At 59.5% G+C, this 22,679-nt stretch carries 21 protein-coding genes; 4 read left to right on the top strand and 17 right to left on the bottom strand.

Features of this window, described 5'->3' with window-relative positions:
* Window positions 1-233: 233 nt before the first annotated feature.
* The gene (gene lexA, locus I6E56_RS14600) at window positions 234-923 is read left to right on the top strand and encodes a transcriptional repressor LexA (RefSeq protein WP_197139246.1); all 690 of its coding nucleotides are present in this window, start codon (window positions 234-236) and stop codon (window positions 921-923) included.
* 30 nt (window positions 924-953) lie between these two features.
* Here lexA and hflX read toward each other — a convergent pair whose 3' ends face one another.
* A complete protein-coding gene (hflX, locus tag I6E56_RS14595; RefSeq protein ID WP_197139245.1) occupies window positions 954-2,513 on the bottom strand; it encodes a GTPase HflX in 1,560 nt (519 codons plus the stop codon).
* A gap of 42 nt (window positions 2,514-2,555) precedes the next feature.
* On the opposite strand from hflX, the gene I6E56_RS14590 reads away from it, so the two are divergent.
* Complete coding sequence (locus I6E56_RS14590) at window positions 2,556-3,191, top strand: class I SAM-dependent methyltransferase (protein ID WP_197139244.1); 636 nt, start codon at window positions 2,556-2,558, stop codon at window positions 3,189-3,191.
* Between the two features lie 38 nt (window positions 3,192-3,229).
* Here the strand turns inward: I6E56_RS14590 and dapF are convergent, their stop codons facing one another.
* From dapF to I6E56_RS14540, 10 genes are all read right to left on the bottom strand, one after another.
* On the bottom strand, window positions 3,230-4,108 hold the full coding sequence (dapF, locus tag I6E56_RS14585; RefSeq protein ID WP_197139243.1) for a diaminopimelate epimerase: 879 nt from the start codon (window positions 4,106-4,108) through the stop codon (window positions 3,230-3,232).
* Window positions 4,095-5,153, bottom strand: coding sequence for a tRNA (adenosine(37)-N6)-dimethylallyltransferase MiaA (gene miaA, locus I6E56_RS14580; RefSeq protein WP_197139242.1), 1,059 nt, complete (start codon window positions 5,151-5,153; stop codon window positions 4,095-4,097). The genes dapF and miaA overlap by 14 nt, the downstream gene beginning before the upstream one ends.
* A gap of 7 nt (window positions 5,154-5,160) precedes the next feature.
* Window positions 5,161-6,696 carry a tRNA (N6-isopentenyl adenosine(37)-C2)-methylthiotransferase MiaB gene (gene miaB / locus I6E56_RS14575; protein ID WP_197139241.1) on the bottom strand — a complete coding sequence of 512 codons (1,536 nt, stop codon included), beginning with the start codon at window positions 6,694-6,696 and terminating at the stop codon, window positions 5,161-5,163.
* Window positions 6,697-6,818: 122 nt separating this feature from the next.
* Window positions 6,819-7,667 carry a regulatory protein RecX gene (locus tag I6E56_RS14570; RefSeq protein WP_197139240.1) on the bottom strand — a complete coding sequence of 283 codons (849 nt, stop codon included), beginning with the start codon at window positions 7,665-7,667 and terminating at the stop codon, window positions 6,819-6,821.
* A 7-nt stretch (window positions 7,668-7,674) separates the two neighbouring features.
* Window positions 7,675-8,841 carry a recombinase RecA gene (recA, locus tag I6E56_RS14565; RefSeq protein ID WP_197139239.1) on the bottom strand — a complete coding sequence of 389 codons (1,167 nt, stop codon included), beginning with the start codon at window positions 8,839-8,841 and terminating at the stop codon, window positions 7,675-7,677.
* A gap of 243 nt (window positions 8,842-9,084) precedes the next feature.
* Complete coding sequence (locus I6E56_RS14560) at window positions 9,085-9,309, bottom strand: DUF3046 domain-containing protein (RefSeq protein ID WP_197139238.1); 225 nt, start codon at window positions 9,307-9,309, stop codon at window positions 9,085-9,087.
* A gap of 97 nt (window positions 9,310-9,406) precedes the next feature.
* Window positions 9,407-9,715: a helix-turn-helix domain-containing protein gene (locus I6E56_RS14555; protein ID WP_009771924.1), complete on the bottom strand. Its 309-nt coding sequence runs from the start codon at window positions 9,713-9,715 to the stop codon at window positions 9,407-9,409.
* Window positions 9,716-9,836: 121 nt separating this feature from the next.
* Window positions 9,837-11,375 (bottom strand): tripartite tricarboxylate transporter permease, encoded by a 1,539-nt coding sequence (locus I6E56_RS14550; RefSeq protein WP_197139237.1) that lies wholly within the window; start codon window positions 11,373-11,375, stop codon window positions 9,837-9,839.
* Window positions 11,375-11,944: a tripartite tricarboxylate transporter TctB family protein gene (locus I6E56_RS14545; protein WP_197139236.1), complete on the bottom strand. Its 570-nt coding sequence runs from the start codon at window positions 11,942-11,944 to the stop codon at window positions 11,375-11,377. Before I6E56_RS14545 ends, I6E56_RS14550 begins: the two co-directional genes overlap by 1 nt.
* A gap of 2 nt (window positions 11,945-11,946) precedes the next feature.
* Window positions 11,947-12,834, bottom strand: coding sequence for a tripartite tricarboxylate transporter substrate-binding protein (locus I6E56_RS14540; RefSeq protein WP_307842879.1), 888 nt, complete (start codon window positions 12,832-12,834; stop codon window positions 11,947-11,949).
* A gap of 392 nt (window positions 12,835-13,226) precedes the next feature.
* On the opposite strand from I6E56_RS14540, the gene I6E56_RS14535 reads away from it, so the two are divergent.
* Both I6E56_RS14535 and I6E56_RS14530 read left to right on the top strand, forming a co-directional pair.
* Window positions 13,227-14,855, top strand: coding sequence for a sensor histidine kinase (locus I6E56_RS14535; protein WP_197139234.1), 1,629 nt, complete (start codon window positions 13,227-13,229; stop codon window positions 14,853-14,855).
* The gene (locus tag I6E56_RS14530; protein ID WP_197139233.1) at window positions 14,852-15,538 is read left to right on the top strand and encodes a response regulator; all 687 of its coding nucleotides are present in this window, start codon (window positions 14,852-14,854) and stop codon (window positions 15,536-15,538) included. The genes I6E56_RS14535 and I6E56_RS14530 overlap by 4 nt, the downstream gene beginning before the upstream one ends.
* Window positions 15,539-15,548: 10 nt before the next feature.
* Here the strand turns inward: I6E56_RS14530 and I6E56_RS14525 are convergent, their stop codons facing one another.
* The 6 genes from I6E56_RS14525 to I6E56_RS14500 form a co-directional block, all read right to left on the bottom strand.
* Window positions 15,549-16,046 (bottom strand): CinA family protein, encoded by a 498-nt coding sequence (locus I6E56_RS14525; protein WP_197139232.1) that lies wholly within the window; start codon window positions 16,044-16,046, stop codon window positions 15,549-15,551.
* A 10-nt stretch (window positions 16,047-16,056) separates the two neighbouring features.
* Window positions 16,057-16,713 (bottom strand): CDP-diacylglycerol--glycerol-3-phosphate 3-phosphatidyltransferase, encoded by a 657-nt coding sequence (gene pgsA, locus I6E56_RS14520; protein ID WP_307842878.1) that lies wholly within the window; start codon window positions 16,711-16,713, stop codon window positions 16,057-16,059.
* Window positions 16,714-16,717: 4 nt separating this feature from the next.
* Window positions 16,718-19,477, bottom strand: coding sequence for a DNA translocase FtsK (locus tag I6E56_RS14515; protein WP_197139231.1), 2,760 nt, complete (start codon window positions 19,475-19,477; stop codon window positions 16,718-16,720).
* Window positions 19,478-19,551: 74 nt separating this feature from the next.
* Window positions 19,552-20,952 carry an ABC transporter permease gene (locus I6E56_RS14510; protein WP_197139230.1) on the bottom strand — a complete coding sequence of 467 codons (1,401 nt, stop codon included), beginning with the start codon at window positions 20,950-20,952 and terminating at the stop codon, window positions 19,552-19,554.
* Window positions 20,949-21,674 (bottom strand): ABC transporter ATP-binding protein, encoded by a 726-nt coding sequence (locus I6E56_RS14505; RefSeq protein ID WP_197139229.1) that lies wholly within the window; start codon window positions 21,672-21,674, stop codon window positions 20,949-20,951. The genes I6E56_RS14510 and I6E56_RS14505 overlap by 4 nt, the downstream gene beginning before the upstream one ends.
* Window positions 21,674-22,642 carry a biotin/lipoyl-binding protein gene (locus I6E56_RS14500; protein WP_197139228.1) on the bottom strand — a complete coding sequence of 323 codons (969 nt, stop codon included), beginning with the start codon at window positions 22,640-22,642 and terminating at the stop codon, window positions 21,674-21,676. The genes I6E56_RS14505 and I6E56_RS14500 overlap by 1 nt, the downstream gene beginning before the upstream one ends.
* Window positions 22,643-22,679: the final 37 nt, after the last annotated feature.

Raw genomic sequence — 22,679 nt, 5'->3', positions numbered from 1 at the left:
TTCGCTCCTCTTGAGGGTGGTATCGCATCCGGCTCTCGGCCGGGAGAACCGGATGCGAAGTTGTGTTCCGAACATACATTCGAATAGTTCGAATATCAAGTACATATTCGAAGAAGCCACTGACATTTGCTCTCGACACTCGAACAAATGTTTGTTTTTGGCCCCTTCTGCGGATACAGTTTCGAATGAGCCACTGACATTGGAATCGTCGGTGGCAGAAATAAGAGGACTCCGTGACTGACGCAACAGCACCCCGTGACGACGCATCTGAGCGCGGAACGCGACGGCGCACCAGCCTGAGCGCTAAGCAGCAGGCAATCCTCGAAATGATTCAGCGAGCAGTCGCCACCCAGGGGTACCCGCCGAGCATGCGCGAGATCGGCGATGCCGTCGGCCTCTCCTCACTGTCGAGCGTTACCCACCAGCTCAACCAGCTCGAGCTCAGTGGCTACGTGCGCCGCGACCCCAATCGCCCTCGCGCCATCGAAGTTCTTATTGACGTACCCAACGCCGTCGACGAATCCAGCACGATCAGCCCGTCAATGGGCGACGCAGCAATGGTGCCGCTTGTCGGTCGTATCGCCGCCGGAATCCCGATCACCGCCGAGCAGCATGTTGAAGAAGTGTTCCCGCTCCCCCGTCAACTCGTGGGCAAGGGTGAACTCTTCATGCTGAAGGTCGTGGGAGATTCCATGATCGATGCCGCCATCTGTGACGGCGACTGGGTCGTCGTGCGTCAACAGCAGACTGCTGAGAACGGCGATATCGTCGCCGCCATGCTCGACGAAGAAGCAACAGTCAAGGTATTCCGTCAGCGCGACGGTCATACCTGGCTATTGCCTCGCAACTCAAACTTCGAGCCGATCCTCGGTGACTACGCCCAAGTGCTCGGCAAAGTAGTAACAGTGTTGCGCGCGCTCTAGAGCACGCACAACACCGCAATTCCGCAACCGCTAGGCCCGCTGCGAAATAAACTCTTCGATCTCAGGAACCCGCGCCGGGTGCACCAGTGCGGTAACCAGCGTGCCCTCTTCGCGGTAATCGGTCGAGATCACTCGACCCTGCACGTGGAGGCGTGAAATGACCTCGCCGCGGTCATACGGCACGAGCAGAGTCACCTCAATCTCAGGAGAAGGCAAGAGTTCTGCGATGCGCGCATTGAGCTCGTCGATGCCCTCACCGGAGCGCGCCGAGACAAAAATGCCCGTCGGCTCCAGGCCACGAATTAGCAGACGCTGATCGTCATCCGCAAGATCGCTCTTGTTGAAAACAACGATCTCGGGAATGTCACGCGCACCGAGTTCGCCAATAACATCACGCACCGTGGCGAGCTGAGCTCCAGGATCAGGATGCGAGGCGTCAACAACGTGCACGATGACATCGGACTGACCGATCTCTTCGAGCGTCGAACGGAAAGCTTCCACCAGCTGATGCGGCAAGTTGCGCACGAAACCAACCGTGTCACTCAACGTGTACAGCCGACCATCGGCAGTTGCCGACTTGCGCACGGTTGCGTCGAGGGTCGCGAACAGGGCGTTCTCCACGAGCACACCCGCGCGCGTCAGGCGGTTCAACAGGCTTGACTTGCCCGCGTTCGTATAGCCCGCGATAGCAACGCTCGGAACCTCAAAGCGATCACGGTTTGCGCGCTTCGCTTCACGTGCCGGCGCAAAGCCCTTGATCTGCTTGCGTAGGCGCGCCATCCGCGTATGGATACGGCGACGATCGAGCTCAATCTTGGTCTCACCGGGGCCACGGCTACCCATACCGGCACCCGCACCACCGACCTGGCCACCGGCCTGGCGGGACATCGATTCACCCCAACCACGCAGACGGGGAAGCAAGTACTCCATTTGAGCGAGCTCAACTTGGGCCTTGCCCTCGCGGCTCGTCGCGTGCTGGCTGAAGATGTCAAGAATTACCGCAGTGCGGTCGATGACCTTGACACCCACAACGTCTTCAAGAGCGCGCCGCTGGCTGGGAGCGAGCTCGGTATCGGCGATCACGGTATCGGCGCCGGTCGCGGCCACCACGTCCTTCAGCTCACGCGCCTTGCCCTTGCCCAGGTACGTGCTCGGGTCGGGGTGGCTACGGCGCTGCAGGAGGCCGTCAAGCACGACGGCGCCCGCAGTCTCGGCTAGCGCAGAAAGCTCGCGAAGCGAGTTCTCAGCCTCGCGCAGGTTTCCCTGCCCGTAGATGCCGATGAGCACCACGTTCTCGATGCGCAGCTGGCGGTATTCGACCTCGGTAACGTCATCAAGTTCGGTCGAGAGCCCAGCAACCCGCTTCAGGGCGTGACGATCCTCGCGATCGAACTGATCACCATCGCGATCGGACTCGTAGTGAGCATCCGATTGCAGCGCCTGAGCGCCAGATTTTCCTGCTCCTTCGGAACCGAAGCGCGTCACTGCGGCATGGTCGGAGCTTTCTGTGGCCAGAACACGGTCGACGGAACGCTCGGCGTCGTCGCCATCGTTGGCCTCGATACTGGTTTCTGTCGTGTTTCGCGTCATTTGGGTTAACCCTACTTGTCTAGTTTTCGGTAAGTTCTGTGCATGGCTAACGAGCATTACTTCTCGTCATCACCCGAGAGTGATCTCAAGTTGCGGACGATTCACGCGACCATTGCTGGTGTCGAACGCGAACTTGTCACGTCAAATGGGATCTTCAGTCCGGAACGGATCGACGCTGGAACCAAGGTTCTACTGGCGAACGTGCCCGCTCCTCCCCCGGGAGGAAACCTGCTTGACCTCGGTTGCGGCTGGGGACCGATGGCGCTCACCCTTGCCCTCGAGTCACCTCATGCAACGGTGTGGGCGGTGGACGTCAACGAGCGCGCACTGGATCTTGTACGCGCAAACGCCGAAAAATTGTCCATACCCAACATTAACGCGGTTTTGCCCGCAGATGTTCCCGAAGACATAACGTTTATGTCTATTTGGTCGAACCCGCCCATCCGCGTCGGCAAGAACGAGCTGCACAACATTCTCCAGACCTGGCTACCCCGCCTCGAAGAAGACGCCGACGCCTGGCTGGTTGTACAAAAGAACCTCGGATCGGATTCCCTCCACCGCTGGATGGAAGCAACCTTCCCCGACGACTTCAGTTTCACTCGCGCCGCAACTAACAAGGGCTACCGGCTACTGCGGGCGAGACACCACGCTGCAACGCTCGACGACGCTGACTCCTAGGCGGCAGCGAAGGGCCGTCAGCGGCCCTCAGCGGCGCGCTACGCGAGTTCGAGGCTGCCGGTGTAAACGAGTTCGGCCGGACCGCTCAGCGACACGTGTTCGCCATCCTCGGTCGGGAACATGCGAACGACAACGGTTCCACCGGGAACGGTGACCCGCCACTGGTGGGGAGCGCTCGCTCCGGCGTAATGACGAATAGCGAGAGCCGCCGCGACAGCACCCGTGCCACACGACAACGTTTCGCCACTGCCGCGCTCGTGCACGCGCATCCGAATCGAACCAACGCCATCTTTGACCAGCGGTTCGGCAGGGACGACGAATTCAACATTCGCACCGTTCTCGGGCAGCGGGTCAATCACCGGGATATACCCGAGGTCAACGCCGTCGAGTTCAGCTTCTTCGGCGAGAGCTACCACCACGTGAGGGTTTCCGACATTGATGCCGAGACCCGGACGAGCGACCTCAAGCTCTTTCGCTCGCACGAGCGGTTCTCCACCGTCGAGCGTCCAACGCCCCATGTCGACCTGATAACCGGCCATGTTGCGCTGGACGTCGCGCACACCGCCACGAGTCCCGATCGGCAAAGTGTCGCCAGGCTCGAAATCAACAAACCCCTCATTGACAAGGTATTCCGCGTAGACACGGATGCCGTTGCCACACATCTCGGAGATGCTGCCGTCGGCATTGCGGTAGTCCATGAACCACTCGGCGTCGGCATCTTCGGCAAGCGCCGCAGCGCCAGCATCGAGACTGCGCGACCGAACGGCGCGAATGATTCCATCGGCGCCAACGCCAAAGTGACGATCGCAAATGGCTGCAACCTGCTTCGGGGTGAGATCAAGCTCACCATCCGGATCAGAAAACAGCACGAAGTCGTTGCCAGTTCCCTGACCTTTAGTGAAGTTAAGCGTTGCCATGCGTTCCATTCTCCCCCATGACGATCGACAGAGCACGCTCTGCCCGCTCGGGATCGTCATACTGCAGCCAATGACACTGGTCGTAGCGCTTGAACCAGCCCACCTGACGACGCGCATAGCGGCGCGTGAGGGCGGCCGTCTGCTCGATCGCGTCTGCCTCCGTGAGCGTGCCATCCAGCTGCTCGATCGCCTGGGCATAACCAATTGCGCGAGCGGCAGTGACACCAAGACCACGCGGTCGAAGCTCCCGCACCTCATCGAGCAACCCGGAATCCCACATCTGCTGCACACGGGCATTGAGGCGAGGAACAAGTTCATCTCTAGGCGCGGCTACACCAAAAATGTGAGCAGGAGTCCATAACTTCTTTTCTTCGGGAAGCCCGGCGCCGAAGGGCTCACCCGTAATCTCGATCACCTCAAGCGCCCGAACGATACGCCGCCCATTGCTCGCGCCGATCGAGTGCGCGGCCGCAGCATCGAGCTGTTGAAGGCGCTGGAAAAGTAGCCCAACACCCAGCTCGTCGAGTTCGGCTTCAAGACGCGCGCGCACCTCCGGGTCTCGGGCGGGGAACTGGAAGTCGTGGATCACGCTCGAGACGTAGAGGCCCGAGCCGCCAACCATGATCGGCACGCGGCCGGCGCTCTGGATTTGCCGAATGATTCGCCGCGCATCCGTTTGGTACTGAGCAACGCTGGCGTCGTCGGTGGGGTCGAGCACATCAAGCAAGTGGTGTGGGATGCCGCGGCGCTGATCGAGAGGCACCTTGGCTGTGCCAATATCCATGCCTCGATACAGCTGCATGGCGTCGGCGTTGATGATCTCGGATGAAATGCCCTGGCGCGCAAGTCCATCCGCGATGTTCAAGGAGAGTTCAGACTTACCTGTACCAGTCGCGCCGACGACCACGACGAGCGGGAACGCCACGGCGCTGTCGCTGTCAAGTGTCGGGTCGGGCGCGGAGCCGGGGTGGTCGGAGCGAGCAGAAACTGCCAACGACGTGGTCAGTTCAGACTGCTCGCGCTCGGCATGCGGTGGTTGTGCCATTTCTTACTTAGCGCAGAGAATCGCTGGGGTCATAGATCGGTGTCGTGGCGACACGGATCGTGGGCAGACCGAGCGATACGCGTGGACTCGCGTCGGCTGCACCGGTGTCGGTGGGAACGCCGCACGAGGCTGCCTCGGCACGGTCCCAGGCATCTCCCGCGCGCGTGCGACGGATGTCGAGCACTCCCCCGGGTTCGGTGTCGGCAACGAGATGGAATGCTGCAGCTTCAGTGATCGTGAGTGTCACGACGTCACCAGGGCGCGGCGTACCGCTTCCGGCAGGAACATTAAAGTGCACGAGCCGTGAGTCTTCCGCCCGGCCAGAGAGTCGCGCTGTTTCTGACTGCTTGCGGCCTTCCATCGCGGTCGCCATCACCTCGACGGTGCGGCCGATCTGCTTGTCATTTTCTTCGCGAGAGATCCTGTCTTGAAGGGCAGCGAGGCGCTCAAAGCGCTCTTGCACGACAGCTTTAGGGATCTGGTCAGCCATGGTGGCCGCGGGAGTTCCGGGGCGGATGGAGTACTGGAAGGTGTACGCCGAGGCGAAACGCGATTCTTCGACCACACGCATGGTGTCTTGGAAGTCTTCCTCGGTCTCACCGGGGAATCCAACGATGATGTCAGTCGTAATCGCAGCGTGAGGCATCTGCGCCCGTACTCGCTCAAGGATGCCGAGGAATTTGGTCGAACGGTAACTGCGGCGCATGGCTTTGAGAATCCGGTCGGAGCCTGACTGCAGCGGCATGTGCAGCTGCGGCATCACATTCGGAGTCTCAGCCATCGCGTCGATAACGTCGTCGGTGAATGCTGCGGGGTGCGGGCTCGTGAACCTGACACGTTCGAGGCCCTCGATGGAGCCCGTGGCGCGCAGCAGTTTGCTGAACGCTTGACGATCGCCGAATTCGACGCCGTAGGAGTTCACGTTTTGGCCGAGGAGCGTGATTTCGGTAGCGCCGTCGTCGACTACAGCTTGAACTTCGGCGAGAATCTCGCCTGGGCGGCGATCTTTCTCTTTGCCGCGCAGCGTGGGGACGATGCAGAAGGTGCAGGTGTTGTTGCAGCCGACAGAGATCGACACCCAAGCGCTGTGGGTTGATTCACGCCGCGTGGGCAGCGTCGACGGAAACACGTCGAGCGATTCAAGGATCTCGAGTTGAGCTTCTTCATTGTGGCGGGCACGCTCGAGCAACGTAGGCAATGAACCCATGTTGTGGGTTCCGAAGACAACATCGACCCACGGTGCTTTTTCAAGGATGACTCCTTGATCCTTCTGGGCAAGGCAACCGCCTACGGCAATTTGCATGCCGTCGTGTTCTTTCTTGACGCTCGCCAACATGCCAAGGTTGCCGTACAACTTGTTGTCGGCGTTCTCACGCACAGCACACGTATTGATAACAACAACGTCGGCCTGACCATCGGTGGCCCGCACATAGCCGGCGGCCTCCAGCGAACCACTCAGGCGTTCTGAATCGTGCACATTCATCTGGCACCCGTAGGTGCGCACTTCGTAGCTGCGCGGGGTCGCCAGTTTTTCGTCAATCATGTGTTCCACCTTAAGCCTCAGCACTGAGCAGAGTTGACAGACGCTTATGGTCACTCTCAGTTACGGGCACATGCCCTCGGCTTACCGTCCCCGGGTCTAGCGAGCTAGAGGGTGCCAAATCTTCAGCGAAAGCGCGGACCGTGGGACGATGCCCCGCCACCCGGCGCCAGCGCTGTGGTGACTGCAGAGGAGACGACAGAGCCCGAGTAGCCTCTACGAAGCAGAAATCCGCTGAGTCGGCGCTTGGCCGTTTCGTTGTCGAGAGAACGCAGTTGCGGAGCGCGTTTGAGTGCGACTTCGTTTGCACGTTCTTGTTCTTCGTCACGTTCGAAGTCAACGACCGCATCAATGTGTTCCTGGTCGATCTTTCGACGCCGAAGCTCCGCGATGATTCCGCCCGAGCCTAGGCCTTTACGTTCGCGCAATGTGCGGGTGAGTGTTTCGGCGAGGGCAGCATCGTCGAGGAGCGCGGATCCTTCGAGACGTTCGATCTCTGCCTCGATCTCCTCAGACTCAAATTCACGCGTTCCAAGAAACTGCGTCATCTCGTGCGATGACATTCCGCGTCGCGCGAGCGCCCGCATGCTGACCCGGCTGATCTCGGAGAAGCCATCCCGAGCTTGCTTACGGGCCTTTCGCGATGAGCCATCGTGCGATTCTGCTGTCGCGGATCCGTTCGCGGGGTGGTCCGCCGCAACCGCTGCTTCTGAAAATACTGGGTCAGCGACGAATCGCGGTTCCCGACGAGTTTCTAGCGGTGGTTCCTCTTCGTCGTGAGACGAGCTGAAATCACGCATTGTTGGTAAGGCACGAAGCACGGCAAGGGGTTCTGCGGCCGGCTCTGCTGCCCATTCTTCTTCTGGGGAGGATTCCTCCGACGCCGGCTCCACCACGTCTGCATGCGCGGCGCTTGACCTGTCAGCAAAGAGGTTGATGACGGGGGCGATGTAATCGTCGTCGGAGGAATTCACAGTATTCCTACTGTCCAGAAGCCTTTTTGAGCGGCGCGGCAGCAGTCTTAGCCGCTACCGGCAGTGTGGGGCCATCAGCTTTGGCGTCAGCCTTAGCGCTCGCCTTTGCTGCCTTCTCCGCGAGTGCAGCAGCGTCAGCAACCGCTTTCGCTTCGCTAGCGTTTGCAGCCTTAGCTTCGGCACCCACACCGAGCTTGCGCATGATCTTCTGCTCAATCTCCAGCGCAATAGCAGGATTTTGGAGCAGGAAAGCACGAGACTTCTCTTTGCCCTGGCCAAGCTGGTCGCCCTCGTAGGTGTACCACGCGCCTGACTTGCGCACGATCTCATGGTCGACACCAAAGTCGATGAGGCTACCTTCACGGGAGATTCCGATGCCGTAGAGGATGTCGAATTCCGCCTGTTTGAAGGGTGGCGCCATCTTGTTCTTCACGACCTTGACCCGCGTGCGGTTACCCACCGCATCCGTGCCGTCTTTAAGCGTTTCGATACGACGGATGTCGAGGCGTACTGACGCGTAGAACTTAAGCGCCTTACCGCCGGCGGTGGTTTCGGGGCTACCGAAGAACACACCGATCTTTTCACGCAGTTGGTTAATGAAGATCATGGTCGTGTTGGTCTGGCTCAGGCCACCGGTGAGCTTACGCAGCGCTTGCGACATGAGTCGAGCCTGAAGGCCTACGTGAGTGTCACCCATCTCACCTTCGATTTCCGCACGCGGAACCAGAGCAGCAACCGAGTCAATAACGATCAAATCGATCGAACCACTTCGCACCAGCATGTCGGCGATTTCAAGCGCCTGCTCACCGGTGTCGGGCTGCGAGACGAGAAGCGCATCGATGTCGACACCAAGCTTCGCTGCGTACTCAGGATCGAGCGCGTGCTCGGCGTCGATGAAGGCTGCGATTCCACCATTGCGCTGGGCATTAGCGATGGCGTGCAAGGTGAGCGTGGTCTTACCCGAGGATTCCGGACCGTAAATCTCGACGATACGACCGCGAGGAAGCCCGCCTATGCCGAGCGCGACGTCCAAAGCGATCGAGCCGGTGGGAATAACCTCCACCGGAGCGCGCTCATCGCTGCCGAGGCGCATAACTGAGCCCTTGCCGAATTGACGGTCGATTTGAGCGAGAGCAGTTTCAAGGGACTTCTCGCGGTCTGCTACTGATGGCATTGTTTCTTCTCCAGTGGTCGTAGGTTGCTGCCCATAGGCTGTCGTGATTGGTGTGGACCGATGATGCAAGGCCCGCAACCTCCCGACAAAGGCTGTGTTGCTAATGCCACGCTACGGGCATGCTCTGACATTCCAGAGAAGCGACGTGCGTAACTCATCCAATCTCAATATTCGAAAGGATGTTAGGGAGAAGACTAACAATATCGAACAAATGTTCGAACACGCCACGCAGGAGCGAAAAGATTACTTCTTAGGCTCGCGCTGCCCAACGCCATAGCGGCGATCCGCGGGAACATCCATGGCATCGCACAGCGCCGCCCACACCTGCTTCGCGGGGACACCACGCGAGAGCGCCTGCGACGCAGTAACGCCGCCAACGGAACCGAGCACTTGATCATCGACGAGAACGCGGCCGTAAGCCTCGCCGAATTCATCGGAGACAGCCAACCAGAACTCACTCAATCGCATGACTCCACCCTAAACGCGACAACAGCGCGCAGAACGCACGAATGCCCCGCTCCACACCGGAACGGGGCACTGACGTGATGACGCCGACGTGATGGGGTTAGCGCGAAACCAGATTCGAATCGAACTCTGCGACGAGTTCGTCTGGCAGAGTATCCGGAATCGTGGTCGCGCCTTCGATGACAGCAAGACGGTCGCCAACCTCGCGCATAATCACGGAGATAGGCGTGTCGAGAGCTTCAGCTACCGAGGCAAGAATTTCAGAACTAGCCTCTTTCTGACCACGTTCAACTTCACTGAGGTAGCCAAGCGCAACGCTTGCCTTGCTAGCGACCTGACGAAGAGTGCGGCCCTTCTGCAGACGGACGTCTCGGAGTACGTCCCCAATTTCTTGACGAACGAGAACCATTGGACCCTCCCCTTAAATTCAGTGATGAAAAGCTTACCGTGGTGAAACTGTAGTCAATTTCATCTGTATATGTGTTGTGAGTACATAGTGTCCAATCAAAAAGAGCATCTGTATATTCCCATTACGGGGCACTAACTTGTTCAACGTCGATCTGAGCACTCTCCATGCGCTGTTGACGAGATTTAAGGAACAGTCCAAGAACGAGAAACGCGATGAGTGAAATGTACGCTATCGCCGCAAACGGACTTGTCACCAAAGCGCTCAGGTCGCCTTGGCTTATCGCAAGGGCCTTGCGTAGCTGCGTCTCTGCCATCGGCCCAAGGATTCCTCCAATGACCATGGGCGCAACGGGGTACCCAAAGCGCCTCATCAAGAATCCCACGAGCCCCACTACCAACAGGATCAGTACATCAAGGTAGTTGAAGTTCATCGCGTAGACCCCGAGCGCCGCAAACAACAGAATGCCGGCATACAGATACGGTCGTGGCACCTGAAGAACCTTGACCCAGATCCCCACCAGCGGCAGGTTCAGAATCAGCAACATGATGTTTCCGATGTAGAGGCTCGCGATCAGCGCCCAGACGAGCGCACTTTGATTCTGAAAAAGTAGCGGGCCAGGTTGGATTCCGTAGGACTGGAATGCCGAAAGGATAATTGCTGCCGTAGCGGTCGTGGGCAATCCCAAAGTGAGCAGCGGAACGAGCACTCCCGCCGCCGCGGCATTATTAGCCGCCTCCGGGCCGGCAACGCCCTCAATAGCGCCTCTGCCGAACTGTTCACGGCGACCCTTTTTAGCCAAACGTTTTTCAGCGGCATACGACAAGAAGGTCGCAACATCCGCCCCTCCGGCCGGAATGGTGCCGATTGGGAAGCCAATAGCGGTTCCCCGCAACCAGGGACGCCACGACAGTGCCCAGTCTTCTTTAGACATCCAATTGCGCCATCCCTTAGTTACCGGGATGAGCGCGACTGGCCCCGATTTGAGACGCGACGCCACATAGAGAGACTCCCCCACGGCGAACAGCCCGACAGCGATGAGTACGACATCGATACCGTCGGCCAATACCGGTACGCCGCCCGTGAACCGTTGTTGCCCCGTGAGAACTTCGGTGCCGACGAGACCGAGGAAGAGCCCAAGTCCCAGCGAGAGCATTCCGCGAGAAACCGACTTTCCCATGAGCGCTCCTACGGTCGCAAAAGCCACAATCATCAGCGCGAAGTAATCCGGCGGCCCCAAAGTAACCGCCCAGCGCGCCAAAATCGGCGCCACGAGAGTGAGCCCGATCGTCGCGACGCTCGCAGCGATAAATGACCCGATGGCGGCCGTGGCCAGTGCCGCAGCACCTCGACCCTTCTTGGCCATCTTGTTGCCCTCAAGCGCGGTAACAATCGACGCCGATTCTCCCGGAGTATTCAAAAGAATCGACGTTGTCGATCCGCCATACATTCCGCCGTAATAGATTCCAGCAAACACGATCAGCGCCGCAGCTGGGTCGAGCGTGTAGGTGATCGGAAGCAGCAGAGCGACCGTCATCGCTGGACCGATACCGGGCAGGACACCCACAGCAGTGCCCACAACAACGCCGAAAAGCGCGTAGAGCAAATATTCCGGCTGAAGAGCGGTAGCAAACCCCGCCATCAGCTGAGCAAAGTTATCCATTAGAAAAAGGGGATCCAATCGAGAAGGGGCCCCGCGGGCAGCGAAAGTCCGAGCAGCTGCCCGAAGAGGAAATAGATAGTGAACGCGAGCGCAAGCGCGATCGCGAAAGCCCAGCGGAGCCGTTTGGCGCCCAAGGTCCACGCTGAACCGGCAAAGAGCACAGCGGCAGCAAACGGCCATCCGATGAACTGGATGAGGTAGGCGTGGGCGGTGAAGAAAGCGATCAACTTGCCCACCGTCACCCAGTCGGTATCGACGGTGCTGTCGACATCCTCCCCCTCGTCAGCTTCTCCGAGTCGGCCGCGACGGATGCCCACAAACACGGCGATGGCAGCACACAACAGCAGCGCTCCGACGAGGTAAGGGAACGATCGAGGGCCGAGAGTATTGCTGGACAGCGGAATCCGGATGAAGTTGGCGGCGATGAGCACATAGATACCGATCGCTGCCGTGAGTGCCGCAAAAAGGTACTCCCCCACCGGCACGTGCGGAGTGGAATTCAGCTCAGAAACGGAGCGGGGCTCGCCCGGCGTAGACACGCCGGACGAGCCTGACTGTGATGGCGTCATCACTAACCGATGAGCCCGATGTCTTTGAGCACTGCCGTTACATCGGTGATGTTCTCGGTCACATACGCGTCGAAGTCGTCGCCGGCCAAGAATGCATCACTCCACCCCTTTTCCTCCAGGGTTTGCGCCCAAGCGTCGCTCTCAGCGATGGCCGTCACCAAGTCGATGAGTTGCTGTCGCTCACTGTCGGAGATGCCGCCCGGCGCAAGAACTCCGCGCCAGTTCGTGATCTCTAGGTCGTATCCCTCATCAATAATCGTGGGAACTCCGGGAAGCAGTTCACTCGGTTCGGCGCTGGAGACCGCAAGGGCGCGGAGCTCTCCTGCTTTAACGTGCTCGGCAAACTCGCTGACGCCAGAGATGCCAGCAGACACCTTGTTACCGAGAAGCAGGGTGACTGCCTCGCCGCCTCCGGCATTCGGAATGTAGTTCAATTTTGCGTTGATATCGCTCGAGCTTTGACCGGCTTCTTTCAATAATTGCGCCGCCAGGATGTGGTCGACTCCACCGGCAGATCCGCCCGTGATCGAGACGTCCTTTCCATTCGCAATCATGTCGTCGACGAGGTCGCTCAAGGTCTCGTAGGGAGACTCTTTTGGCACAACAATCACGCCAGCTTCCTCAGTGAGGCGAGCGATCGGCGTTGTGTCCTCGAGGCGCGATTCTGAAGTGTTGGTCTCGACCGCGCCGACCATGACAAAGCCAGTCAGCATCAAGGTGATCGGATCGCTCTCGTTGGCAAGCGACGAAAGACCGATAGTGCCGCCCGCTCCGCCAATGTTGGTGACGGGGGCAGATGAGATGAGTCCTTCGCTCGTGCCGACCTCAGCCAGAGCACGACCAGTTTGGTCCCACCCTCCACCGGGGTCTGCCGGAACGATAATACTCACTGACGACAAAGCGGCAGGTTCACCGTCCGAGTCGGCGGTCGTGCCGCTAGTGCTGCACCCCACGAGACTAAAAGCTGACAGACCGACCGCTACGGTGACGGCCCCCCGCCGCCATGATCGGTGCTGTGATAACGAAGAAATGTGCATTGCTCCTCCTTGAGCTGAACAGATAAAGCGCTGGGCTGCCTCGCCTGACGTAGACGAGATGCGGGTCACGATTTCTCCATCAGGCACACACGAGCCGCAGCACTCCCCACACGCTAGGGAGAGCGACCGGCAAACGGAACAATCTGGTCATAGCGGTTGTTTTGGTCTTTCTGAAACCAGATTTCTGGACATCAAGACTGCATCAGCCCCACAAACTCGGGCACACTGGTGCAGTGATCCGGTCGATGAAGCTCCGTACACAATTGCTACTACTGCAGTTAGCGATCGTGCTTGTTGCTGTGCTTGGCACCGGGTTTGTGGCGGGATGGCTCCAGGAACAGCAGCTGAGGGACTCGTATCGTGACCGGATGATTGCGGTCGCCCAATCGGTCGCGACGCTTCCCGCGATCATCTCCGCGCTCGACTCCGACCAGCCAAGCGAGACCGTCCAGCCCATTGCTGAAGTCGTGCGCGAAGCATCCGATGTGACATACGTGGTCGTCGTGGATAGCGACGGAATTCGGCTATCTCATCCCACGCCAGCACTCATCGGAGAGCAAGTCTCCACAGATCCGAGCGACGTGCTCGCCGGCGAGATTTACGTCGGGACTCAAACCGGCACGCTCGGCGAATCTTGGCGAGTGAAAGTGCCCATCTTCGACGGCGACCGGATCGTCGGCGCCGTCTCAGTTGGCATCCTCGAATCGAATCTTCGCACCGACTATCTCGGAAACTCCGTTGTGTTGTTCGTGACTATCGGCGTCGCCGCAGTCTTCGGCGTGGTGGGTGCAGCATGGGTGACGTCTGTAATTCGACGACGCATTTATGGGCTCGAGCCCGACGAGATCGTTGGACTGCTTGAAGCCCGCGAAGCAATGCTGCACGGGCTGCGGGAAGGACTAGTAGCGCTCGATGAACACGGTCGCATTGCACTCATCAACGACTCAGGCGCGGACCTTCTCGGCCTCGATGATCCCCACGGCGTCGTCGGCCACCCAGCAATCGACGTGCTGAGCGACGAACTTGTGAGGATGCTCGATGATGACGGGTCACGGCAACGGCTCGTGCTCGTCGGTGAACGCGTGCTCCTCGTGCAGTGCGATGTTGCACTGATCGACGACCGGCTGCTCGGATCTGTTTTCATTCTGCGCGACAACACAAAGCTTCACGCGCTGATGCGCGATCTCGATGGCGCCAACGACCTCGCCGATGGCCTACGGGTTCAAGCTCACGGTTTCGCAAACAAACTCCACGTGATTAGCGGGCTACTGGAACTCGGCCATGTGTCCGAAGCTGTCTCATTCATTGAACGCGTCGGTGACGGCGGAACCCTGTCGAGCGTGACCAACGGCAGCGGAATCCGGGATCTCGAGATCGCCGCGCTTCTCCTCGTGAAGCAAATGCGGGCGCACGAGTCAGGCATCAATCTCGAACTGGACTCGTCATCGGCGCTGTCACCGCTCGCCACACACTCTCGAGGCGAAGGGGCACGCGACGACCTCCTCACCGTTCTCGGAAACCTCGTCGACAACGCGACAGAGGCGTGCTCCCCCGGAGCACGAGTGCGAGTTCGAATCCTCGAAACGTTTCACAGCTTCGAAATCGAAGTATCGGATGACGGACCGGGCATTCCCGAAAAGCTGCGGAGCAAGGTCTTCAGCCCCGGCTTCTCGACCAAAGGACCACCTCCCGGAGTGGTCACTGCCACCCGAGGCATCGGCCTCACCCTCGTTGAACGGATCGCCCATCGCCACGGCGGCGAAGCACTCCTGGCAACCTCTCCCACCCTTGGCGGCACGACCATTATCGTGCGTCTGCCGTTTGCCGAAACAGCGCGTCAGACGAACGCGAAAGAAGCTGAGGTATTGCTGTGACGGCACCGATCCGCGTCCTGGTCATTGACGACGACTTCGCCGTAGCCCACCTACATCGCCAATTCGTGGATGCCCATGACAAATTTGAAGTTGTCGCTGAAGCACACACGGGTGCAGCTGCCCTCGATGCCATCGACCGCCTCAATCCCGACCTCGTGCTGCTCGACTTCTATTTGCCCGATTTCTCTGGACTCGAAGTGCTGAGTCGGCTGCGGGTCGAACAGGCACGCTATACCGAGGTAATCGCCGTTACGGCGGCACGCGATATCGCGAGTGTGCGCCAGGCACGGGCTAACGGCATCCGGCACTACCTCATCAAACCGTTTACCGCGACAGCCCTCCGAGAACGACTTGATGAGGTAGCTCGCTCGTACCAGACGCTCGATAGCGTTCGACGAGTCGAGACCCTGAGTCAAAATATCGTTGACAATCTCATTCTCGGCACCCATCAGACTCGGGCGCTTCCACCTAAGGGACTCTCAGCCGCAACCCTTGAACTCGTCAGCAGGGCGCTTGCGACAGCACCCGCAGATCTCTCTGCTGCTGAGGTCGCCGAGATTATCGGGATGTCGCGAGTCGGCGCACGACGTTATCTTGAGCACCTCGTGCACGTGGGCACCGCGCTCGTCGAGCCCCGATACGGTTCTACGGGTCGGCCGGTGCACCGCTATCGGGCACGCTGATAACTGATCTTTAGTGGTCTGAAGTGAGGTAGTCGTACAGGCACTGCAGCGCGGCCTGAACAGCCTGCTGACGGATCTCATGACGATCTCCTGCAAACTGGAAATCTCTCGTCTCGACGAAGCCAGTGGCCGCGAAACCGATGAACACGGTTCCGGGCGGCTTGCCCTCGTGGGAGTCAGGCCCTGCGACCCCCGTCGTTGCCAATCCGAAGTACGCCTGTTGCTCGCCTACTCCGAGAACCTCGCGCGCTCCGGTGGCCATGTAGGCCGCGACATCCGGATGCACCGTGCCATGGATTGCGAGAAGGCTCGCGTCTACGCCCAGAACCTGATGTTTGATGGCGGTGTTGTAGGCCACCACTGCCCCGTTGAGCACAGCGGATGCACCAGGCACTGCCACGAGCGACGCGCACAACAGACCTCCCGTCAAGGACTCGGCTAGAGCAAGGGTTTGTCGTTGTTCGGTGAGAATCGCCACAATTTTTGTGGCGAGTTCTTCAGTAGTCACTGGGGAAGGGTCACGCTCCTGAGTTGGTTTTGCGGGTGTGGCGCCATGCTTGCCACAGGTATTCGATGCCGGTGTACACGGTGAGCACCACAGCGATTGCCATGACGAACCAGTTGAGCCAGAGGACCCACGAGCCGAGCACGGTGAACAGCGGCACTAGGAAGAGGGAAATTGCGACGGCCTGCAGAACTGTCTTCAATTTGCCCCCGCGGGAGGCCGGAACAACGACCTTCGACAGCACGGCGAAACGGTAGATCGTGATGCCGAACTCGCGAACGAGGATGAGAATCGTGATCCACCATGGCAGCTCGCCCAGAATCGACAGGGCGACGAGAGCGCCACCGGTGAGGATTTTGTCGGCGATGGGATCGAGGATGATCCCGACGTTCGTGATGAGGTTTCGCCCCCGCGCCAGCTGGCCGTCGACCGTGTCGGTAACGATGGCGAAGATGAAGAGCGCTGCCGCCAAGTAGCGGATGAGCCCCATCTCGCCGTCATCAAGCAGCAGCATCCAGATGAAGAGCGGAGCGAGGAATATACGCACAACCGTGATGATGTTGGCGATATTCGCGTTCGATGCCGGAGTGTCACCCTTGCGAATCATGCGGCCACGAAATGCGTTGGCGCGATGGGGCGGAGCGGATTCAGAAACTGGTTGGTCGCCCACGCGATCACTCCCGATCGGTCAAGTTCCAGGCGTCCTCGTCTGAGGCGCTTTCTACTTCATCGTATCCGCTGAGAGACTCTTCTACCGCGTCGACAGGACCCGGCTCGTCTTCTCCCCGGAGTCGAGCGAGCACCGCAGGCAGTTGTTCAGCCGATACGAGCACGTCTCGAGCCTTGGACCCTTCGGATGGGCCAACGATCTCACGCGACTCAAGCAGGTCCATCAGCCGGCCGGCTTTGGCAAACCCCACACGCAGTTTGCGCTGCAACATCGAGGTAGAACCGAACTGTGTACTGACAATGAGCTCTGTCGCCGCCAGCAGCACATCAATGTCATCCCCAATGTCAGCATCAATCTGCTTCTTCTCAGCGACTACAGCGACATCATTGCGGTACTCAGGCTCTGCCTGAGCAATTACGTGCTTCACGATCTCGGCAATTTCGCTTTCAGGAACCCACGCTCCTTGAACGCGAATGGCCTTGGAAGCACCCATGGGCAAGAAGAGCGCGTCTCCCTGACCAATGAGCTTGTCTGCACCTGGCTGGTCGAGGATCACGCGAGAGTCCGTCATGCTCGACACCGCGAAGGCGAGCCGCGAGGGCACGTTTGCCTTGATAAGACCGGTGACGACGTCGACGCTGGGGCGCTGGGTAGCAAGCACGAGGTGGATTCCTGATGCACGCGCCAGTTGTGTAATGCGCACAATCGAGTCTTCAACATCGCGCGGCGCGACCATCATCAGGTCAGCGAGCTCATCAACGACGATCAGCAGGTAGGGATAGGGCTTGAGCTTGCGTTGGCTACCCTCGGGAAGCTTGATCTCATCAGCGATCACTGCACGGTTGAAGTCGTCGATGTGACGGAACCCGAAACTTGCCAGGTCGTCGTAACGCATATCCATCTCTTTCACGACCCACGCAAGAGCTTCTGCAGCCTTTTTCGGGTTCGTGATGATGGGAGTAATGAGGTGCGGAACGCCAGCGTAGATCGAGAGCTCGACACGCTTGGGGTCGATGAGAACCATGCGGACTTCGGCAGGCTTAGCCCGCATCAGCACCGAAGTGATCATTGAGTTCACAAAACTCGACTTACCCGAACCGGTCGAACCAGCAACCAAAAGGTGGGGCATTTTGGCGAGGTTAGCAACAACGAACCCGCCCTCGACATCTTTGCCGAGACCAATAGTCATGGGGTGTTCGCTCTTCGTGCTTGCGCTCGAACGTAGTACGTCGCCGAGCGACACAATCTCGCGGTCCTTATTCGGGATCTCAACGCCGATAGCGCTCTTGCCCGGAATGGGCGACAGGATGTTGACCTCGTTGCTCGCAACCGCGTAGCTGATGTTGCGGGCGAGCGCGGTAACGCGCTCCACCTTCACGCCAGGACCAAGTTCAAGCTCATAGCGCGTAACCGAGGGACCGCGACTGAAACCAGTGACCGTTGCATCCACGCTGAACTGCTTGAGCACTTCGGTGATCGCTGCGACTACTTCGTCGTTTGCGGCCGAGCGCGACTTCGGTGGGGTTCCCGCCGAGAGCATGACAGCCTGAGGAAGGCGATACACCGCGTTGGACTGCGGGGTCGTCTCGTGCGGGCCATCGAACTCGCCCGCATTGCCCTTTTCGCTGGCCTTGGTCGTGAAACCGGGCAGAATACCCGGGCCGTCGTCGCGCACACCGGTGGCTGCGGCATCCACTTCTCCGGTCGCGTACTTCTTGACCGCGTCTTCTGCTTTGAGGAGATCTTCGAGCAGCTCGACGCCAAACTCGTCTTCTTTTTTGGTGAGATCTTTTGCTGCCGGCGGCTGAACTGGAGCAACTGATGGCTTTGACACGGGAGCGACGACCTCGGTCGGCTGATCGCGCGAGATGACGGGACTGTCGAATGCCTTGTCTTCTGTCTGCTGAGACTTGTTACGGCGCCACCACGGCAAGGATCCCGTGTCGTTGACATCGCCAAGCCCGATGTCTGTCAACGAACCGAATTGAACCGAATCGTTCTTGTTGGTTCCCGTCGAATTCTTCGCCGCGGCCCGTTCTTCATCTGACTGCAGCTGCGCGCCGAAGAGGTACGCGTAAAGCTCACGCAGTCGCGAAGGAAGCCGGTTTGGCGGGGTCTTGGTAACAATGAAGAGGGAGAGCACGAGCAAAAGCACGATCAACGGCACTGCAAGCCACATGCCGCCTAGCCAGAGCAGCGGATTGGCCAGAAGCCACCCGAATACTCCCCCGGCACGAGCAATTGCCTCGGCGCCCTCGGAGGGATGCGGCTGGCTGCTATAGACATGACACAGCGCCGCAACAGTCACGATAAGAATGCTGAGGCCGATGCCGATTCGGCCATTGTCATGAACGCTTGACGGATGCCGGAACATCCAAATTGCCAAGAGCAGCAAGATAACGGGCAGCGCGAAGGCCACGCGACCGACGAGGCCACCGAAGGTATACGCGTCGAGGGCGATCGCTACCGAATCGGTGGGGTTAAACCACTCCACGACGGCGCCAACAATCGCGAGCACAAAGAAGAGAAAGGGTACGCCGTCGCGACGCTCATCTTTAGTGAGCTCTTCACGACCGAAAACTCGGAACGCACCACCGACCATGTGCGCGAGTGCGAGCCAGAGCTTGGTGAGAGGGCCTTCCGGCTCGACCGGAGGCGTCTTGCCGCGAGGCAATCGTTTCGTTGCTTGAGTCTTATTCGTCGTGTTTCTGGCGCGCGGTTTCGACGCACCCGAGCGCGAGGTCGACGATGTACGCGTAGCCATAATTCAACGCTACCGGGCGCCTCTGTCAGAGCAAGGCAGCGACACTCATCACGCCCGCTCTGCGATCGGCAGCCCTAGTAGCGAATTGCATCAATGACTTTCACTCTGACTGCCACGAGAGCAGGCATCAAACCCGCTAAAGCTCCTACCGCCGCGGATGCCGCGAGCGCGATCAACGCTGCCTCCAGCGGGAACGGGGGAAGATCTTGAACCCCGGGAGCGATCAGCTCTTGCACCGACGGATTCTGGACGATCACGATCGCGAGGGCGACACCGATGACACCGGCGGCAACCGTCGCGACGACGCTTTCCATCATCACGGCGAAGAAGACACGACCGGCGGTGGCCCCAAATGCGCGGCGAACACCAATTTCCCGTACGCGGTACTTGACGGTCACGAGAGAGATGTTGACGAGTCCGAGTCCACCGAGGAGCAGTATCAGGCCGGCGATGCCACCGATGACCCATTGCAGGGGCTCGAGCGGGCTGGGCCCACCCCAGGCGAGATAGTCATTTCGGTTGACGTTCGCCGTCCACCCTTCCCCAAAGTCGCCGAGCATGTCACGCGTGATGATGTCTTGCAGTTGCGCAGATTGTTCTTCGGGAACCCACAATTCATAGCTGATATCTGTTTGCTGCCCCGCTGAGGTTCCGATGAGAGCCCGGAATGGTTCCGCCAGCATCGAGAGGGTGAGCCCGGTAGAAAACGGTTGGGGCAAGAAGACTCCCACTACGACGGCAGTAGTAGCGGTTTCCCCTTCCAACTCGATAGTCGGGTGGGTGCGCAGATCGGGGCGACCCAGCGCGTCATAAAACTCGTCGTTGATTACAACGGCAGGAGCTAGCCGGTTCGCATCCTCCTCAGTGAGCCAACGCCCCTCACCCAGCTCGACGCGATGCATAACGCCATAGGCAGCGCTCACTCCCTGCACAGCCGTGAACTGCGTGCCATTGACGAGGTTGGCAGTGATATCCCCCCGCAATAGCGGTGTCGCGTGACTGATCTGGTAGCGATCGATGATGCTTTCCAAGCTGGCCACGAAAGTGGCTGTATCAAGATTCTGCGTTCCGCCTTCTTGGTACGGCGGATACACGGCAAGCGTTGCGGGGCGACCACTGCCCCGCTCAAACTGTTCCGTCTGGGCTTGGCCGAACACGGTACCCGCACCCACGACAGTGGCGAGCGCGCACACCGCGACACCAATCCCGATCAGGCTCAACAAGACACGGGTGCGATTGATGCGCACCTCATCCCACGCTTCAACCACTGCGCCAACGACACCGCTGACCACGGCACCGCGAGGCTCCTGACGAATTACGGCAAGCTCAGAACTCGGGCGTGCAACGAGTTCAGCGGATGTCGCGGGCCCGGCCGTCAGTCCCGCAGGCTCGATCGGTGGTTCCGCGGGCTCGCTCGGTGCCTCCACAGGCTCAGCCGGTGAATCCGCAGGCTTTTTCTTGCGCCACCAGCTCATAGCGCAGCCTCCGGCAGACTCGCGGCGAGCATTTTGCGCACATCAATAGCTTCCAACACCCCACCGTCGAGGCGGTAGTGCCGGCGGGCCAGCGCTGCGACATTCGGGTCGTGCGTGATGGTGATGAGAGCCGCGCCTGATTGCTCAGCAACGTCATCCAGCAAAGCCATCACCGTTTTGCCTGTTTCGACATCCAGAGCACCGGTCGGTTCGTCGGCGAGGATCAGGCGGGGGCTGCGAACAAGAGCGCGTGCGATAGCGACACGTTGTTGTTCACCACCCGAGAGCTTTTCAGGCATCGAGGCCATCCGGTCGCCAAGCCCGACGCGGTCGAGCATCTCTGCGGCGATAGCTTTACGTCGCCAAAATTGGCGCCCGGAGGCATAGAGCAAAGGGGTCATTACATTTTCGAGAGCGGTGCGACCGGCCAAGAGATTGAACTGCTGAAAGATGAAACCGACATCTCTGCCGCGCTTGCGGTCGCGTTTGCTGCCGGCGAGCTTCTCGAGCGGTTCACCGTCGAACACGATGCGACCACTGGTGGGGTTGTCGATGAGGCCGAGAAGATTGAGCAGGGTGGACTTTCCGGAACCCGAACGCCCCACAATGCTGATGTGGTCGCCCACCTCGACATTGAGAGTGATTCCTTTGAGAATCTCCAGCGTCGAGAAATCAGGCAACTCGACCGAGCGCGTTACGGCGTCAAGCGAGAGCAATGGCATTAGTAGCACACCACTTCAGTGCCCTCGTAGTAACAGTTGTCTGGCAAGGCTTCATCGCCGGTCGCCTCAGCGCCAGGCACGAACTGCAAGATGGTGTCTCCCACGTCGACTCCAGAGACTACTTCGACGTTAATACCGTCGTTCAGCCCGAGAACGACCTCTCGCTCCTCCGTCGTACCATCGGGCATCACGAAGTGAACGATGCCGGAAAGCGCAGTGCCTTCCACTGCGGTGATCGGCACGACCATGACGTCTTCGGCAATCCCGCCTGCGATCGTGATGTCAGCGGTGAGCCCGGGAAAGACCACGACGTCACTCGGCACTGTGCACGACACTGTTGGCCCGGATGATGCTTCCGCACCGGATTCGTCGCCGCTAGCAAACGCGATGCTGAGCCCCGTGCACGTAAATGGCGTCGGACCACCGTTGATCGCGACGCTCGCCTCTTCTGGACGATCCACGAGACGATAGAGCTGTTCTGACGGCACAGTTCCGCTCACAATATAGGACGGTGGCGCAACGTTCCCGACCGGAGAGCCCACCTGAAACGATGAGCCCACGAGAGCAGTGAAGTCGGCGAGCTTGCCTGTTGCCGGTGCCTCAACGATTTTCCATTGAGTTCCCGATGTGCCATCGGAATTGGCCACTTCAGCCCGCAGCTTCAGGATCTCCTGCCCCTTCTTCACCGATTGTCCGGCCGACACGGCAACTTCGCGCACCTCACCCGAGAGCGTTGCAGGAATGGGCACTGCAGCGGCCGCGGCGATACTCCCGGTCAGCTCCACATCGTTGGTGATCGTTCCCGTCACCACTTCATAGTGCTGTTCTTCAATCGCCACCGTTGGATACTCGAGGCTGTCGGCAGTCAGGGCATCGCCGAAGAAAGCAAATTTCACGAGCGCTGCGGCGATAATGGCAAAAATGATCATCCGGATGATGGGAAAGACCCACCTGCGCGCAACACTCATGTGACATCCCGACTCTGAAGACGCTCAGCCGACACAG

This window comes from Salinibacterium sp. NK8237 (genome assembly GCF_015864955.1).
Classification (GTDB): domain Bacteria; phylum Actinomycetota; class Actinomycetes; order Actinomycetales; family Microbacteriaceae; genus Rhodoglobus.
This window is presented reverse-complemented; position numbering and strand designations above follow the sequence as displayed.

Excerpts from the sequence above, each read along its gene's own strand:
- I6E56_RS14535 (WP_197139234.1), top strand. The coding sequence starts at position 13,227 with ATGAAGCTCCGTACACAATTGCTACTACTGCAGTTAGCGATCGTGCTT.
- I6E56_RS14590 (WP_197139244.1), top strand. The coding sequence starts at position 2,556 with ATGGCTAACGAGCATTACTTCTCGTCATCACCCGAGAGTGATCTCAAG.
- I6E56_RS14555 (WP_009771924.1), bottom strand. The coding sequence starts at position 9,715 with ATGGTTCTCGTTCGTCAAGAAATTGGGGACGTACTCCGAGACGTCCGT.
- miaB (WP_197139241.1), bottom strand. The coding sequence starts at position 6,696 with ATGATTGACGAAAAACTGGCGACCCCGCGCAGCTACGAAGTGCGCACC.
- I6E56_RS14515 (WP_197139231.1), bottom strand. The coding sequence starts at position 19,477 with ATGGCTACGCGTACATCGTCGACCTCGCGCTCGGGTGCGTCGAAACCG.
- I6E56_RS14545 (WP_197139236.1), bottom strand. The coding sequence starts at position 11,944 with ATGACGCCATCACAGTCAGGCTCGTCCGGCGTGTCTACGCCGGGCGAG.
- I6E56_RS14560 (WP_197139238.1), bottom strand. The coding sequence starts at position 9,309 with ATGCGATTGAGTGAGTTCTGGTTGGCTGTCTCCGATGAATTCGGCGAG.
- recA (WP_197139239.1), bottom strand. The coding sequence starts at position 8,841 with ATGCCATCAGTAGCAGACCGCGAGAAGTCCCTTGAAACTGCTCTCGCT.
- I6E56_RS14505 (WP_197139229.1), bottom strand. The coding sequence starts at position 21,674 with ATGCCATTGCTCTCGCTTGACGCCGTAACGCGCTCGGTCGAGTTGCCT.
- hflX (WP_197139245.1), bottom strand. The coding sequence starts at position 2,513 with ATGACGCGAAACACGACAGAAACCAGTATCGAGGCCAACGATGGCGAC.
- dapF (WP_197139243.1), bottom strand. The coding sequence starts at position 4,108 with ATGGCAACGCTTAACTTCACTAAAGGTCAGGGAACTGGCAACGACTTC.
- I6E56_RS14550 (WP_197139237.1), bottom strand. The coding sequence starts at position 11,375 with ATGGATAACTTTGCTCAGCTGATGGCGGGGTTTGCTACCGCTCTTCAG.
- miaA (WP_197139242.1), bottom strand. The coding sequence starts at position 5,153 with ATGGCACAACCACCGCATGCCGAGCGCGAGCAGTCTGAACTGACCACG.
- I6E56_RS14500 (WP_197139228.1), bottom strand. The coding sequence starts at position 22,642 with ATGAGTGTTGCGCGCAGGTGGGTCTTTCCCATCATCCGGATGATCATT.
- I6E56_RS14510 (WP_197139230.1), bottom strand. The coding sequence starts at position 20,952 with ATGAGCTGGTGGCGCAAGAAAAAGCCTGCGGATTCACCGGCTGAGCCT.